Below are 15,704 nucleotides of genomic sequence, written 5' to 3'. Positions count from 1 at the left end.
GGCTGAAGCGCGCCATGGTATCGCTGATACTCGGCGGATTTTTAGTCTAACCGTCGAATGTGCTCGTATTCTGAGGCGATGTTCGCCCGCGAATACTCTGATCCGAAAAGCTGTGCAAAGATTTACCCAGTTCTCAAATCTAAGCATCCCGAGGGGCGCATGAACTTTCACCGCACAACACTAGCCATCAGCGCTGCCCTGGCTCTCGTTGTCGGCGGCCTCACGCCGGCTGCTCAGGCAGCCCCACCGCACAGTTGCTGGTCATGGAGCGATGAAGAAGATCGCCCGTTCCATATGGAATGCTCTCAGGTTGAATCATTGGCTGATCTGGAGGTTCCCACCACGGTGACCGAGCTGAGGATTCTGAACCAGGACGAATCGACCATAGCTGGGCTGGAGCGTCTGAAGGACATGCAACAGCTGATTTCTGTGGAAATCTACGGTGCCACCAACGAGGCGGTTGCGGCAGCGGCTCAGTTGCCCAACCTGAAGAAGCTGTGGGTCACCTTCCTGCCAGCGTCCGGTGTCACTGAGGCCACGCGGACTGCTCTGACCAAGATGACAAAGCTAACCAGTCTGACCGTGCAAGACGCGGGCCTCACGGATTACTCGTGGGTGGCAGCTATGCCTCTGCTTGAAGAGTTCAAAGCCAATGAGACGCATTCGCTTTCCAAGGGCTGGGTGGGCAAAACGCTAGCCTTCGCACCAATTGTTGGTGTGGACGGCCGAGCCCTTGTTCCGCATCGGCCTTCAGGGGCCGCTGATCCACAGCCTGTTTACACGAAACTTACTGCCACATCCGTGCTGCCCATGGTGGCTGGCAGCAACGTCATGGTCGCAACTTCCGATGCAACCACGGGTTCCTCCCTGATCTCTTCTGATATATACGTTGTTTTGGTCACCGACGTATTTGATACCGCGAAGTCAAGCCCGTTGAGAGTCAACTACCGCACAGCACGAAAGGGCAATTCCGACTCTCCTTTCGCTATCGTCGGTGACGAATTGGAAATACCTTGGGGCTCTTATGCGCAAAAGAACTTCCAGTGGTTCCGCAATGCTGTCGCGGTCCCTGGGGCTACCGGGCGCACTTATAAGCTGACCCCCGCTGATGCCGGGAAGAAGATCACCGCAAAGTACACCAGCGTTGAGAAAACTTCTTGGGACAAGAAGATTGTCTACGTCCCTACCGCTACCTTGTCCACCGAGTACGACCTACAGATCCCGGCCTCTGAGTCCGCTCACCCCGCTGCCAAGCTGACCGGCACCGGATTCGTGACGGAGAAACTCAGTGTTGCGTTGGATCCCACCGTGTTCCCCCATGCCCAGAAGACGTATCAGTGGTTCAAAGACGACACTACTGCGATCAAGGGCGCGACTGGTCCCACCTTCATCCCAGATGATTCTTTGAACTTGAAGCGGGTCCACGCCGTCGTAACTTTCGTTGGCGCACATGCGGAGCCGGTCGAGCTGATCTCCAAATCCGTAAAGATCGATCATGGCAATCTGAAATCCGGGAAACCGACCATCTCTGGATCCGTTAGGGTGGGGTCGAAGCTGACGGCCAAACCGGGAACGGTATCCAAGCAGGATGCGAAACTTACTTACATCTGGCTGCGCAACGGAAAGGAAATTTTCCAGCAGAACCGCAGCACCTATACTCTTGTTCCCGCCGACCTGGGGAAGAAGATCAGCGTAAAAACACAGTTCACCCACCGTTATTACAACACCGTGGTCACTCAAAGTACAGCGACCAAGACAGTGGCACCGGGAACGCTAAAGGTGAGTAAGAAACCGACTCTCTCAGGCAAAAAGATCGTGGGGAAAACCGTAAAAGCGTCATCCGGCGCCTATAGCCCCATTGCTGAGAAAGTGACGTACCAGTGGCAACGCTCCGGCAAGAACATCAAAGGTGCAACCAAGAGCGGCTACAGGGTTACTAAAGCTGACAAAGGCAAGAAACTGACAGTCAAGGTGAGCGCAATAAAGAAGGGCTACACAACGAAGAGCAGCGTAGTGACTGCCAACTAATACCATTTTGCGTCGAGAAGAACCTGCGGTGCAGCTATTGCGTCAAGTCAGCTGTCCAGTCGCTTCATTGCTATTGTAGGGATCGTCGAGAACACGGCTGAGAGTTTAATTTGTGCGCACAAAGAGCTTTCCCTGAGAGTTGATACTCGGATAGTGTGCTTGGTGCACGCATGAAAATGCTCCCTGAAAGTTGTTGACTTGTAGAGTTCAACTTTCAGGGAGCAGTTTCCTACGGACTTTAGTCGGTAGCCACATCGACGCGGAGATTTGCCTCCCGGTTGCTGATGTTACTGGACAAGGTTCATCGCTTACCGGGGATCAAATCACTCTTAGTATGGCCAGAGCCCACCAGCTGGATTTGTAACGGAGGCTTTATAAGGCCACAATCCACCGGCATCAGTATCACTTTGTGTTGGAGAATTGACGGTAACACCAACCAACAACGCCACGGCTGCTACCGCTAAAACTAGTAGCTTCTTAAACTTAATCATCATGGGTGTGCGTCCTTCAATGTTAAAAGCTTCAATGCGGCACGACGCCTTGAGAACATAGCGAGCGTCGTGCCTAATCTTAGTGAATGCCCCGACTCCCGACAACTGCTTGGGTCGGCAATGGAATACTACTTACATGAACCCAATACTCCCTGCAGCCTCTTTCCAATTGATGGTCTCTAAGCTGCTGAGTAACGTACGACTCAAAGACCATGATGCGGTGATTACTCTCGGCAGGACTATGCTTAGCCAGATGTCGCCAAACACGGATCCTTCAACAATATGGCTTGTACAGGAGGCTATCTGTTCTGCCGCGCATGAGACAGACAACTACGAACTGATGAATACCATCGCTGAAGAGTTGCTACATACCGCAAATCTCATGGACCGCCCTGATCTGCATATCATGGCTTTGTGTAAATCTTCGACGGCTAAAAGATGCTTAGGCGATGGAGATGCGGCGCTAGACATAGCGGAAGCAGCGCGTGCACAAGCAGCGAATTTTCCCGATAGTTTCCCATTGCGCGTTCAGGTTCTCCAAGTCCTTCTGGCCGCCCTAGTAGAAACTGGCCAGCTACATGAGGCGTGGAAACTGCACAATTTACTAGATAGCTCGCTTCACCTGATCGCTGATCTACATGAACAGGGTAAGGCTTACTGGACGTTGGGAAATCTGGCGTTCTTGGTTTCAGAGCCCATTCTGGGCATGCGTTATCATGATCGTGCGGCGACATTGCTCAGCCCGACGAAAGACATGCTGCTTTGGGCACGTTTCAATAGAGCTTCGACAGAGCTCAGATTGCAAGCGGGTCTGTTCGAACCCTCCACCAGCGATTGCCTTAGTCGAGCCGAGATTGCTTTCGGGCTGGTGCAGCCCGGCGACTTGGACCAGGTGGGATTGTACATGACGAAGTCCCGATTCATAGCTTTAGGTGGAGACCCTATTCGAGGATTGAAGATGCTCGAAGAATTTTGTGCTGACTATTCGGGGGCCCCTGAACACCTCATCCCGTTGTACCAGTGGTGGTCCGAATTACTGGCCCTCACGGATCAATCAGAGCTTGCTGACGAAAAACAGAAGTTCATCGAAAAAATTGTCCAAGAGAAGAATGATGAATCGAGAGAGAATGTCACTGGCGGATTCTGATCCACGCATCCAAGAGATCGTTGATTCAATAGTCAAGATCTCCGCTGGCGACTTTTCTGTCTCACTATCTCCCAGTCCATTACGTGACGAGGTGGATGCAATTATCGTCGGTATCAAGGCTATGTCGTTAAGGCTGGAAGCAACCTATGAGGCTTTAGAACAGCGGGTCCGGCAACGAACTGGCTTATTGGAAGAGGCACGACGCGACCTTGAGGTTCTCGCATTTACCGATGCATTAACCGGACTAGATAATCGCGCTGCAATTCTGCGTAAACTTGATGCGCACTTAGTTGCCCTAGGTCGCGGGGAGCCGTCAGCGGTCCTCTTTCTATTGGATCTCGATTCCTTTAAACACATCAATGACACCCAGGGTCATAATGCCGGCGACTTAGTTCTCAAGGAAGTCGCTCGGCGCTTGAAGGAGAATATTCGCCCAGGAGATGTCGCGGCACGTTTAGGTGGCGACGAATTTGCTATCCTGGCACACACTGACATCGCCGTAGCGGAATCAATGGGACAGCGTATCCTCAACGCCCTGCATGAGCCAATGAACATCGGTTCATCGGTCATCACACCTGGTGGAAGTATCGGTTTCAGTGCAAGCACACCATCCCAGCACTCCGAACAATGGATAGAACAAACCGATACAGCGATGTACGTCGCCAAACGCGGTAATGTCACTAAAGTTCAACGGTTCGAAAAGTACATGCTCTATGAACGACAACATAAAGCTAGGCTCAGTTCCGAGTTGCGCATAGCTCTAGAACGAAAAGAGATCTATCCGATCTACCAACCCATCGTTAGTTCGGCCACCGGTGAGCACGTAGGCGTAGAAGCATTAGCTCGATGGGCTCACCCGAGTTTAGGAATTCTGCCACCAAGTGATTTTCTGCCATTAGCAACTAGCGCGGGGTTGGACCATAGCTTGACTGCGCGGATCCTTTCTGGAGCTCTTGCCGATCTGGCTCAGTGGCGAGCCAACCGAAGTGTCACTGAAGAATTCCGCATGCATATAAATGTCACCCCTTCAGAACTGAGTAATCTGGCATTTCCAGACTTCGTGAAAAGTCAGTTGCGCGACTATCAGATACCCGCCTCTTCACTAGCCATTGAGCTTACCGAGAACGAATACATTTCAGGTGGAAACCTTGAATTATATTCACTCAGAGGGCTCAAGAGCATGGGCGTTAGAATCTACATTGACGATTTCGGGGCCGGATACTCCGCCTTCGGTTATCTTGACAAGCTTCCGATCACGGGAGTGAAGATTGACCGTTCTCTAATAACCGAAATAGATACCAGTGCGATGCAACAGTCGATATTGCGTTCTGTGCTGGATTTGGGACGAGCTTGCGAACTAGATTGCATTGTGGAAGGCGTGGAAACCCAGGGGCAGGAAGCTGCACTGCGTGATATTGGAGCCACTTATTTCCAAGGCTATCTATATGGAAAACCAGACCTTTACATCCCACCCTTGAACAGGTCCTGATAATTTCCCTAATCATAGGGTAGGCTGTGTCCAGAAAATACAAAGTGACATTCGCCTCAGGTTCGAGCGCAAGCTCCCTCGGTGATTTCAGCGATCAGGATTTGGGGACCAATGACCATCAACCCGCCAGATTCACCGTCAGCGCCGACAGTAGACCCTCATTGGACAATGTCTCACGGGGACTCAGCGTTTTGTGAAATTAAGTTCGCTCAAGGTACCACACTCAATCGCTTCTTGCTCGATGAAATCGGTAGTCAATATTGTAGGCAAAATGAAAATGACCGCATCCGCGTAATCGTGCATCTAAGTGGATTGGTAGACGTGTGCCCTGATGTGGCTGCGCACCTAAGTAAGGCACCAGAATCGACTCGATTGGCGCTCTTCGGGAACAGCCATGTCGACCAAGTGCTTTCTGGCTTTCTGATGGCTGATCTCTCCACCACTAAAATCGCGAAGTACGTCACTAGATTTGATGATGCCATCGCATTTCTAAAGGATTAATCTAATCGGATCTTCAACTGCGACCAGCTCGTTGTTAGTTCCCAGGTCGGACAAATTGCTGCGAGGATGAGCAAGCGCGGACCTAAGCACAAAGCGAACACCGCTCAGACCCTCAAATGATGGACATAGCTGTACATAGCCGACGGCGGAGTCCGCGTACCATGCAGAATCGACGTCTCCGCCATTCCTGCTTACTGACGAAGTCAATCAATATCCGATATTCGTGATGCCGGATAATTTATTTTTCAATTTTTCTCAAATGCTACGACGCGAGTATCGAGACGAATTTTATCCTGAGCTTAGATATCAATTCAGCAACTGATGGTTGTTATGCTGTTCAGCAGGAAATAGTTCCACACCAGATCGCTGTTCTCGTTGAGGATTTATGTTTGATTAATTTCGAATGGGGCTCTGAGGGCATTATCGCCTGAGCCGTATGGAGGTTAAAGCCTAAGATGACACGCATGGCGAAAGATGCGCAGGTATTTAACGGTGCTCAGATATTCACCGATTCGGCCGAACAGGCTATTTCTTACCTTAAAAGCATACTCCGCTGACAGATTGGTCTGTTTCTCGCGTAATCGATGGAGAGCAGGTCCACTTGCACGTGCAGCCGGATCAGTTGCTCAAAACTGGTCAACGTGTTGAGTGGGAGGAATCTTTATGCAGTCGAATGGCCAATGGTGCTGCTCATATTGTGGAAAATACGCAGGAAGATCCTGACTATTCGTGTATGCGATTATCAGCTGAGGTGGGGGCCTATGCCGGGTACACCATCAATGATGACCGGGGTGAGATGTTTGGTGTCCTGTGCGGGGTGCGCACCGATCCGCTCACTGAGGGAGAGAAAATTGATGAAGAACTCGTTGCCCTTATCAGTTCACTTCTATCTGCCCAATTGAAGTTAGCAAGAGTAGCTGATAGAGAACGGAGAAATTGTGAGCTATCCGATGCCTTGGCGCAAACAGATGCTTTGACTGGTCTGTTGAACCGACGAGGGTGGGATAAGATCGTCGGCGATGCGCAAGAACGTCTCGACGCTTTTGGCGATTCCGTCTCGGTTGCTGTGATAGACCTCAATGGGCTTAAGCAGGTCAATGACAGCCAAGGTCATGCAGCTGGAGATTTATTGTTGCAGCGCGCTGGTGAGATCCTGAGAGGTAAAAGCACTGAGTCCTGCCGCGTCGCTCGATATGGGGGTGATGAGTTCATGATTTTGGCCAACGGAGTAGCTCCATCCCAGACAGAGGCTTATTTCTCAGTATTCAAAGAGTCCTTGGAAGAGGCAGGGATTCCTGCAGCCATAGGATTCTATTCAGCTCAGCCAGGTAGTACCAACATTGATCAGTGCATTGCCGCGGCTGATGCTTTAATGTATCAGCAGAAATATCAGAGTCGCGTTCGTGCCAGGAAAAACAGCTAACAGACTGTCCTTGCAACGGCCTTTAGAGAACTATATCCATCTAAATGCGCTCTTGCCAGGAAGATCTCTAAATCGAAAACTGTGTTCACTAATATCATTACTGACATGCTATTTTGCTGATCTTATCTACCTCTGCGACCGCTTTTTTGGACGGAATTCGTTCGCCGATAACCTCCGTTATGTAAAGTTAAGGCTATTCTTAATTTGTACAAATAGCATTGCAAGCGAACAGGGTGCAAATGTGTCTTGAATCACTGTTAGGATTTGACTTATGCAATGTACAGCTCCCGTTCAGGGTCACCGCTCGGCTAGCGCAGCAGCACGCTGCCCGGCATGTTCAAGCCGTTCATATCGACGTTCTTATACCGCTTCCCCATACCAAGCAACACAGTCTCGGTCTTCGGCGTCTTCCTCGTCTTCGCGTGGCGGGCGCAGTAGTAAGCGCCGTACCTCGAAGGGTATGAGTGTTTCTTTTACCCCTGCCGAAGTGCGAACCCTCTCCCCGGTGCACAAGCAAGCCGTGCGGATTTCCGAAAGGTATCCTGACCGCCGTGATATTTTCCTATGTCATGCTTGGGATGACAGGCAGGGCGCGGCGAGGGAACTGCATGATGAGCTGGAGAAGCAGAACGTAAGTGTCTGGTTCAGCGAGAAAGACGTGGTCCTAGGAAAATCACTTATCCGAGAGATTGATAAAGGACTCAGAACATCCAGAATCGGAATTGTGCTTGTGACGCCGTCAATGTTTAAGAGTCTCGATATGGAAGGTATCGCTGACAAAGAGCTTTCAGCACTTCTAGCGACTGACCGAGTCATTCCTGTAACACATCAAACTACGTTCGACGAGCTTCGGGATGTCAGCCCTCTCTTGGCTGCTCGCTCGGGTCTGAGCACACAGTCATCTTCGCTGGAAGAGGTCGCGATCAAGATCGCTGAGACCATTGATACGGAATCCGATTTCTAGCAGCAGTAAAACAGACCGGTGGGGCGCCCAAGCAGCAGCTGCGTGCCCCGCCGGTTATCGTTGTTTCCGCCTGGCATCTTCAACTAGCCACGCACGATAGATCTGAAGATCTGGACCAGATTCAGCAGTTCCGGTTCATCCTTAACATCAATAGGCATTACATTTCCAACTGCACCTTTACGGTGGAAACGCGCATCAGGCGCAGCTAGAAGGGCTTCGGCTGGGTCAACGAATTTCCAATCCAACGAATCATTCATTTTTCGAGGGAATTCCGCCCTATAGATCGGCGTCACAAATTCTTCAGGAGTCAGTGCGTTCAGGTCTTTGCGCAGGACAAATACTCTGAACTCCATAACGGATGGAGCTGCCGCGAAGCCTTCTTTGATCGTGGCCAAGATTGTTGACCCAAGCGCGGAAACGTACAACATATTGCGGTCAGTCTTCGTACGCTTCTTTGTGGTGGGCCTCCCCTGCGGAGTAACCGAAGGCGCTCGTTCAGGTATCTGATTCTCGGATCCGAATACGATAACGACGGTGGCGTAGTTGACACCGTTTTCAACCCCAACATCTACGCATGTGGCCTCTGACAGATTGTCAGCGAACGCAGTTTCCAGGGCAGACATGACGGCCTCTTGTTGATGGTTCAGTAAATCGCGCCAATCCTGCTCTGCTTCTAGGCTAACTTGACGGTAGAGATTCTGATTCTCTGTATCGATTCGATCTGCTTCAATTCGAGCTTGTTCGGTAGCTTTTAGCTTGGCAGCTTTTCTTGCGGAAAAACGAAACCAACTGATATCTGCAAGTTGAGATTTTTCCAACTCACGTTGTAGCTCACTCCGGTCTATTGGTTGGGGCGCTTCGATTTCTTGCCTGCGTGCAGGAGGGAACTCTTCCTGGTGATGCGACACCAGTGCTTCTTCGATTTCCTTTAAGTCTTCCACTGCTGAGGTCTGGGCAGCAGCTCTCTCTGCTCTTTCGAGTTGAGCCAGTGTCAGGCGGCCGGTCGAACCGGAGGACTTTGGGGACTGCGATGCTGTCTTGCTAACACGGATTCCGGCCACTTTCGCCGACGTGTAAGTTCGCCCACCCCCGAATGATACCCGCGCCTTGGAGTTGCCGAGGCTTGTTCGTACTCCCCGACTGGAGGCGCTAATTCGTACACCAGGAGCTATTTTGAAACTTACACGCGCCATCAGTTGATGCCTTCTTTCGTTCGTGGAATCAAGCCATAGTTAGATACGTTGGCACTAACGATATCGGAGTATTTACGCCCGAGATGGGCATCTTTTCTCAAATAAGTTCTTGTACTGCATTGGTGCTTGTCGTAGGGCCTGGAGTGTCCTCGGTTGGGCCTAGCTGAGACTCTGGAGAAGGCGCCGTGTAACCCAGGGGCTTCGAGATGTATCCCTAGTCTCTAAAACGCTGGTTATTGCGCTCTCGTCCAAGGTGTCTTCGAAGGTCTGACACATTCCGAGTTCCAAACTGCACAGTTCCCAGCCATGGATACGGTGTCCACATCGTGGATATTCGAGTTCCTTCGACTAGACATGCCAGATTGATCAGTCGACCTCAGTGTCTAGAAACCGTTATCAGAATCCGCGGTAGTTCCATTTTTCATGGTCCAGCCAGCTGGATCTATCTCGCGGCGGCCTCCCCACCACCCTCCGTAATTCCATGACTGTCCTTTAGCCACGTCTATGACTTCGAGAATTGAATCTGCAATCTTCTGATTTGAGAGGTCCCCAAAGATTGCCGCTCTGACCTCCGGCTTATTCTCAATGGCGTAGAGCGCTGGCATGATCCTGTGCTGGTGGTAGGCAGCACAACTCGGGTAGTAGGCAGCTGAAGATGATGCGTCTTCGTTCGAAGCTAAGGACAGGCAGCACCACAGAAAGTCGAACTGGCACAAAGAATCGAGAAATATTTCACCCGAGTCTTCGTCGCCAGAAACCTGCATGTCAGGTCTCAACTCGGGAGTATGGCGCAGAAGCGCGGCGGACATTGCAATGAGATTTCCGCCCTTTTCATTTTCTTCGGACCTAACCAATAGATTCTCTCTGGAGGCCACTGTTAACCCGTGCCGGATCCAGGATCTGTAGGAGTACACACTATCGCCTATGGGTCTCAAAACAATGGTGGGGAGAGATCCGTACAGACCGTTCCGAACAGCGGCGGCACCTACGGCCATAACCCGGAGAATGATCTCTAACCATTCAGCCGCTGCCCCTTGATTACCTGACGTGCTTCCCGGCCTAAGCAGACGACTTTCGTATAAGTTGGATAGCACTTCCATGGCGAGCTTGACGGCTGCGACGTCGCCCATGCTCACAGCTTCTGCCGCGACTGCAGCAATCCTGTTGAGCGCTATTTCCCTCTGCTCGTCACCTTCTTCATGGAGGTAGGCGTTCTTCGCCGCGATAAAGAACTTTTTGAGGGCACCCACATTGCCATCAGTCAGTGTCATACTCACGGCGTCAGCGAATGTCGCTGCGTCCATGCTCAAATCGGGAACTATCAGTGGAGGGGTGCCCGAGGTGCCAACCATTTGTAAAGTTTTCCGGATAAGTGTATCCACATCTTGACGAGATTCGGCCCGTTGTTGGCTCCTGAAGTTGGACAGAACGTTACGCCACGTTCTGTGTGTGACTACGGCATTGGAAGTTCCTTCGCGGGTGAATACAACCCCACGGCTGAACCGTGTTACGTTCGTGCCGCTCGGGGCTTTACCGATGCCGTCTTTTGCCATCACTGCGGGTATCCCATCAGCCGGAGGGGCGATGTAGACGACTGCCATTTGGGCAAGCTCCCTGCCAGGCGTAGCGTATGTACCTGAGCGCGTATGTCGATGGGTGCGTCGACATAGCCTCCGACAATTTCGGTGAGCGAAGCTGAATCGAACATCTCCTTCGATGGAGCAAAGGCCCCTTTTGCAGGGGTTCCGTCGTCATTTGCCCCGATGACCAAATACCCGCCCTGGGGTTGGTTCATCATGGCTGCGCAATCCTTGATGAAATCGAGTTTTTTAATCGGCTCGTTGAGGTTTAGTTCCCTCTTGAAGTCGAGAGATGAGTGTTCCGCTCCAAGAGCAAGGAGCTCTGCAAGCTTTTCTTCTCCGACTTGACCGTCGAACGCTAAAACTTGGGCTGGGCCAGCAGTCCCTGATGCAGTTTCGCTCATCTGCTTATCCTATAAAAGAAAATCCGTAGGATGGGCGAGGACTCTTGCAGTCATTTAATTAGAAGTGCCAACACTTCACTTCATTCCGGCTTCTAGCGTTCAACTCGGTCCTCTCGTGAAACTGGCATCTAGGGCTGTCTTCCTTAGATGCCTGGCATCCTAGACACCGGCGTGTCGAAACTCTTAGGTTGTAAGACGTCTCACTGGCACCACTAATTCGCTGCCCCATCCTCTGACTCTAAAGCAGCCAAAATCGCTTCAGGGGACGGCAATGTGGTTTTTTCTTCCTGCGGCAGAGCCTCGTACGTATAAGACGACACTGCCAATGGCTGTGTAGAACCATCCAACGCGTAACGCACCGTCCGGTCACTCTTGGACCCGCAGACCAAGATCCCCACGGTCCGGGCCTGACGTGGAAGCCGAAGCATGTCATTGACCGCAGCGACATAGAAATTCAGCTGCCCCAGATGCTCGGGCTTGAACTTGCCGGCTTTCAATTCAACAACAACGTAGCGGTCTGACGGCACATGATAGAGCAGTAGATCAATATAAAAATCATCGCCATCAATATCAAGATGGTACTGCCTGCCAACGAAGGCGAAACCAGCACCAAACTCTGCCAGGGTCTGCGACAATCGCAAAGTCATCGCTTCTTCCATGGCATGCTCTTGCGCTTCTGCCGTCAGACCTAGGAAGTCGAAGATTAAGGGGTCCTTGGCAACCTCGCGGGCCAAGTCGGTCCCCTCTATTGGCAGACGAGATCCAAGATTGTTGGGTGCAGCACCTTCCCTAGCATGCAATTGAGTGCGAATCTGATGTTCCAAAACGGCCAGCGACCAACCATGTTGAACAGCACGACACGCGTACCACTGCCGTAGCTCTTGTTCATCAAGCTTATTCAGAAGCACAACATTATGACTCCAACTCAATTGTCCAGACGGTGTCTGGACAATTGAGTTGTCATCACTCCAAGCTGCGGCAAACGCTCGCATGTTGTAGAGATTCGTCCGAGAAAAGCCCTTCATATGAGGGAACTCTGCGCGCAGCTCCTTAGCGATCCGGTCAAAGACTTTGCTTCCCCACGGCTGATCAGCCTGACGGTCAAGAATTATTCGTCCGATATTCCAGTACAACTCCACCATCGCCGTATTGACCATCCGCTGCGCCCGATGCTGAGCATCATGAATCAATGATTTCAACGTGGCTACCGCATCGGAATAACCGTCAGGGAGTTCAAGTTCGATCTGCGACATGCATTAACCATAATCGGCGACGGTACCCCTCGTCGCAATTGTCTAGACAACGTCTGGATAATTGCTTAGCCCCTACAGCTTTTAATACAATGCATGGCACAACACTGGAGTAAGAATTTAGCTTGGTGCCAATAACGTTCGTTTTTGACGCACCATCCTGCCAGCTAAGGTGAAGATCCTCGATAGTTGAAAACTCAATAGTTTTTCAAGCGCGTTTAGTCGCAATACCCAGTGTCACAAACTATGCGTCGAAACAGTGATCACGCCACGAGTATTGATACATTTAGAGCCATGGGACATCTTCTCGGGTACGCCAGGGTCTCCACCGGCGACCAAGACGCGCAACTTCAGCTCGATGCATTGACTAACGCCGGCTGCTACCGAATCTTTACCGACACGGCCTCCGGCGCCCTCGAGTCACGCCCAGAGCTTGATAAGCTCCTGGACCAGATCCGTCCCGGAGACACTCTCGTAGTCTGGCGCCTGGACCGACTCGGCCGATCCATCCGTCACCTGATTAACCACATGGACGCGTTGCAGCAACAAGGCATCGAGTTCAAATCCCTGCAGGAGAATATCGACACCAGTTCTTCAGGTGGCCGGCTCGTGTTCAACATCTTTGCTTCCCTGGCAGAGTTCGAACGAGACCTCATCCGTGAGCGCACCAATGCCGGCTTAGCTGCGGCACGTGCCCGTGGACGTACCGGCGGCCGCCCCTCATCCCTCTCCCCCGACAAGCTGCGCACCGCGAAGAGGCTGTATGAGCAGAAGGACATGACGGTCGCGCAAATTGGTGAAGTTCTGGGTGTCAGCCGCAGCACCGTATATCGGGCGCTGAGGCGCAACGCTAAGGAGTAAGCATCTCTAATGCAGCGGCTACTCTTGGATCGAAATAATCAGGTTCCGATCTCCGAATAACCGAGAATTTCTCCATGAACATCCTCGACCGCGATCTCCAACCGTAAACGTTCAATGAGTAGCTGGGCACCAAGGCCCCTCTGAACATGCTCTAAGACCTCCCGTTCGATCTGCTGAACGTTAGCTTCGGTGAGCATGCTGACGGTGCATCTAACCAGCCACTGAACATGAGGTATTTTCGTGTCCGTGGCCTTAACCTCGGTGTAGTTCAACTGGGCAGTTTGGGATCGCGAGAACTGCTGCCTAATGCTGCTGATGATCTCGCTCGCGGGGACACGTACAATTTCTCCCGTGTCGCGTGAGGCAGCTTCCCAAGTCCTCTGCATAGGTCGCAGTTTTGAGATCTTGGCCAGGACAATGCTAGTTATGTCAGCGCCGTCGGCGGAGCGATCTTCGCCTCTAAGCTGATCCAGGACAGTAGCGGTTTGGTCCTTGAGACGGCGTCGTTCTTGATGGCACCATCGGCATTCGAGCTCATGCAGGTCTGGTGCGTCATCAAGCTTATGAAGTACGTCCTCTATCGTGCGTCCGCAGGGAAGATTTTTCATGACACCGCCTCAATGATTGCCTTGCGCGCCCGGGCGACCCGTCCGCGAATAGTGGATTCTGACGTGTTGGCGATTGCGGCTGCTTGCCCATAGGTCATTCCCTCAAGGCATACCAGAACAAAAGCCTGCTTCAAGGTCGAAGGAAGCCTAGCGACGATACCCCACGCAATATCAACCTCGCTTCGTTGTACGGCCAAGTATTCGGGTGAAAGATGCTCCGGCGCCGGCTGGCCAGAAAATTCTTCAGCATCAACCACGCGAACCCGATTTTGAGCAGAACGAACTCGATCCAAGCAAACATTCCTTGCCATTCGGAAGATCCACGTCTTGAAGGCACCATTAGCCTTGAGCGTATGCAGGTTCTTCCACGCTTTGATCCAAACTTCCTGCACAGCGTCGTCCGCGTCCTGCCAATTCTCAAAGAAGGAACGACAATATCTCCCAAGCCCCGGTGTTAATTCGGCAACAAGCACCCCGAAAGCTTCTGGAGCGCCCTCACGGGATCGGCCCACGATCGCCAGCCGCTCTAAATCGTCCACACAACCCCTATGTGATGCAAATCACTTATCTTGTGTGTGAGGATATGGGTACGGACCTCGTCTGTATGAGTGTAAGCGAAAAGTTTCCCTCGATATAGGAGCGAAGAATATGGCACAGCCAATGTCGAACGACAAGATCATCAAGCCAACCGGCGAGGAACTGGAACGCCAGGCAAAGCGTCAAGGAAACCATGAAGCATCGGAGGAACAGCTTTCCGGTCCGCTGCACACCGAACTGGGTAAGACTACGATCGAAGACCGCGTGGTCCAGAAGATTGCCAGCATTGCAGCTCGGGAGGTGCCCGGCGTATACGCAATGGGCAATGCTGCCCGGCGAACTTTCAACTCACTTGCCGAACGCATTCCAGGAGCATCGGCAAATACTTCCGGTGGCGTAAGCGTTGAGAAGGGTGAGCAACAGACTGCGATCGATGTCTCCATCGTCATTTCTTACGGTTTCTCCATCGTGGAGGTTTCGAACGACATCCGTTCCAACATTGTCTCTCAAGTTGAACGTGCCACCGGTTTGGAAGTCATCGAAGTGAATATCGATGTGACCGATGTGCACCTGCCAGAAGACGACGAAGATGACGAGCCGCGCGAGGACCTGAAGTAGGCCTTTGCACCACCGGTGAACAACGAAAGGAAAACCATGAATCAGCTCAGGTGGGGACTAGTCATAGGGCTAGTGGCCGGGTTGCTTATCGCATTCGGCTCATTCACCCAGTTCATAGTCGTAGCATTCTTCGTGCTCATCGGTGGTGTGGTCGGCTGGTTCCTGCAGACCCGCGTCGACTGGGAGAGTGTGTTCATTAGCCGTCGGCGGTGATCAGTATGGCGACAAATAGTGCCACCGTGGGTGTTACTACCGTGAATAACCAGATCTATTCCAAGATCGCGGCAAAAGCGGCCTCCAAGATCCCTGGAGTCGGAGCCAGCTCTGGCGGCCTATTGCAATTGGGCAAACCACGCGATATTACAGGGAAACCTACTGCTACAGCAGAGGTTCTCGGTGGTGCCATAGCAGTCGAGCTGAAAGTCGGCATTCGATACCCGCTGAGCTTGCAGCAAACCTGCGAGGCCATACGTCAACAAGTGACAGATGAGCTCGTTCATTTCCTTGGCGCTTCATCAGTCCAAGTCGACATCGATGTTGCATGGCTTCATGCAGCTTCAACCAATGCTGTGAAGGGGAGGCTGCGATGAGCAGATTTTGGCATGTTCGC

17 protein-coding genes are annotated in these 15,704 nt (G+C 51.9%); 10 read left to right on the top strand and 7 right to left on the bottom strand.

Annotation, left to right across the window (positions count from 1 at the left end; genetic code table 11):
* Positions 1-159: 159 nt before the first annotated feature.
* Positions 160-2,028 (top strand): hypothetical protein, encoded by a 1,869-nt coding sequence (locus N6V40_RS04320; RefSeq protein ID WP_262199150.1) that lies wholly within the window; start codon positions 160-162, stop codon positions 2,026-2,028.
* A 329-nt stretch (positions 2,029-2,357) separates the two neighbouring features.
* On the opposite strand, the gene N6V40_RS04315 is transcribed toward N6V40_RS04320, so the two are convergent.
* Entirely contained in the window at positions 2,358-2,522 is a 165-nt protein-coding gene (locus N6V40_RS04315; protein ID WP_162989161.1) for a hypothetical protein, read from the bottom strand.
* A 133-nt stretch (positions 2,523-2,655) separates the two neighbouring features.
* Between N6V40_RS04315 and N6V40_RS04310 the strand changes: the two genes are divergently transcribed.
* The 5 genes from N6V40_RS04310 to N6V40_RS04290 all read left to right on the top strand — a co-directional run bounded on the left by N6V40_RS04310 (position 2,656) and on the right by N6V40_RS04290 (position 8,043).
* The gene (locus N6V40_RS04310; protein ID WP_262199149.1) at positions 2,656-3,666 is read left to right on the top strand and encodes a hypothetical protein; all 1,011 of its coding nucleotides are present in this window, start codon (positions 2,656-2,658) and stop codon (positions 3,664-3,666) included.
* Positions 3,647-5,155: a bifunctional diguanylate cyclase/phosphodiesterase gene (locus N6V40_RS04305; RefSeq protein ID WP_262199148.1), complete on the top strand. Its 1,509-nt coding sequence runs from the start codon at positions 3,647-3,649 to the stop codon at positions 5,153-5,155. Before N6V40_RS04310 ends, N6V40_RS04305 begins: the two co-directional genes overlap by 20 nt.
* A gap of 111 nt (positions 5,156-5,266) precedes the next feature.
* On the top strand, positions 5,267-5,656 hold the full coding sequence (locus N6V40_RS04300; RefSeq protein WP_262199147.1) for a hypothetical protein: 390 nt from the start codon (positions 5,267-5,269) through the stop codon (positions 5,654-5,656).
* 607 nt (positions 5,657-6,263) lie between these two features.
* Complete coding sequence (locus N6V40_RS04295) at positions 6,264-7,079, top strand: GGDEF domain-containing protein (protein ID WP_262199692.1); 816 nt, start codon at positions 6,264-6,266, stop codon at positions 7,077-7,079.
* A 460-nt stretch (positions 7,080-7,539) separates the two neighbouring features.
* Positions 7,540-8,043, top strand: coding sequence for a toll/interleukin-1 receptor domain-containing protein (locus N6V40_RS04290; RefSeq protein WP_262199146.1), 504 nt, complete (start codon positions 7,540-7,542; stop codon positions 8,041-8,043).
* 83 nt (positions 8,044-8,126) lie between these two features.
* On the opposite strand, the gene N6V40_RS04285 is transcribed toward N6V40_RS04290, so the two are convergent.
* From N6V40_RS04285 to N6V40_RS04270, 4 genes are all read right to left on the bottom strand, one after another.
* Positions 8,127-8,984 (bottom strand): hypothetical protein, encoded by an 858-nt coding sequence (locus N6V40_RS04285; protein ID WP_262199145.1) that lies wholly within the window; start codon positions 8,982-8,984, stop codon positions 8,127-8,129.
* A gap of 635 nt (positions 8,985-9,619) precedes the next feature.
* Positions 9,620-10,837, bottom strand: coding sequence for a hypothetical protein (locus tag N6V40_RS04280; protein ID WP_262199143.1), 1,218 nt, complete (start codon positions 10,835-10,837; stop codon positions 9,620-9,622).
* Positions 10,789-11,220 carry an AlbA family DNA-binding domain-containing protein gene (locus tag N6V40_RS04275; protein ID WP_262199141.1) on the bottom strand — a complete coding sequence of 144 codons (432 nt, stop codon included), beginning with the start codon at positions 11,218-11,220 and terminating at the stop codon, positions 10,789-10,791. The genes N6V40_RS04280 and N6V40_RS04275 overlap by 49 nt, the downstream gene beginning before the upstream one ends.
* Positions 11,221-11,432: 212 nt before the next feature.
* Positions 11,433-12,473 (bottom strand): PDDEXK nuclease domain-containing protein, encoded by a 1,041-nt coding sequence (locus N6V40_RS04270; protein ID WP_262199139.1) that lies wholly within the window; start codon positions 12,471-12,473, stop codon positions 11,433-11,435.
* A gap of 291 nt (positions 12,474-12,764) precedes the next feature.
* Between N6V40_RS04270 and N6V40_RS04265 the strand changes: the two genes are divergently transcribed.
* Positions 12,765-13,331, top strand: a complete 567-nt coding sequence (locus N6V40_RS04265) for a recombinase family protein (RefSeq protein WP_262199137.1) — start codon at positions 12,765-12,767, stop codon at positions 13,329-13,331.
* A 38-nt stretch (positions 13,332-13,369) separates the two neighbouring features.
* Here the strand turns inward: N6V40_RS04265 and N6V40_RS04260 are convergent, their stop codons facing one another.
* Complete coding sequence (locus tag N6V40_RS04260; RefSeq protein WP_262199135.1) at positions 13,370-13,939, bottom strand: hypothetical protein; 570 nt, start codon at positions 13,937-13,939, stop codon at positions 13,370-13,372.
* Positions 13,936-14,478, bottom strand: a complete 543-nt coding sequence (locus N6V40_RS04255; protein ID WP_262199133.1) for an RNA polymerase sigma factor — start codon at positions 14,476-14,478, stop codon at positions 13,936-13,938. Before N6V40_RS04255 ends, N6V40_RS04260 begins: the two co-directional genes overlap by 4 nt.
* A 109-nt stretch (positions 14,479-14,587) precedes the next feature.
* On the opposite strand from N6V40_RS04255, the gene N6V40_RS04250 reads away from it, so the two are divergent.
* Genes N6V40_RS04250 through N6V40_RS04240 form a run of 3 tightly spaced genes read left to right on the top strand, consistent with a single transcriptional unit; the run spans position 14,588 to position 15,684 of the window.
* Positions 14,588-15,094, top strand: a complete 507-nt coding sequence (locus N6V40_RS04250; RefSeq protein WP_022876870.1) for an Asp23/Gls24 family envelope stress response protein — start codon at positions 14,588-14,590, stop codon at positions 15,092-15,094.
* A gap of 36 nt (positions 15,095-15,130) precedes the next feature.
* Positions 15,131-15,307, top strand: coding sequence for a hypothetical protein (locus tag N6V40_RS04245; protein WP_262199130.1), 177 nt, complete (start codon positions 15,131-15,133; stop codon positions 15,305-15,307).
* 41 nt (positions 15,308-15,348) lie between these two features.
* Positions 15,349-15,684, top strand: a complete 336-nt coding sequence (locus N6V40_RS04240) for an Asp23/Gls24 family envelope stress response protein (RefSeq protein ID WP_262199129.1) — start codon at positions 15,349-15,351, stop codon at positions 15,682-15,684.
* Positions 15,685-15,704: the final 20 nt, after the last annotated feature.

Origin of the sequence: Glutamicibacter sp. M10, assembly GCF_025452055.1 — a bacterium.
Lineage (GTDB): Bacteria > Actinomycetota > Actinomycetes > Actinomycetales > Micrococcaceae > Glutamicibacter.
Note: the sequence above shows the minus strand (reverse complement) of the source record. Positions and strands in the feature narration are given on the sequence as shown.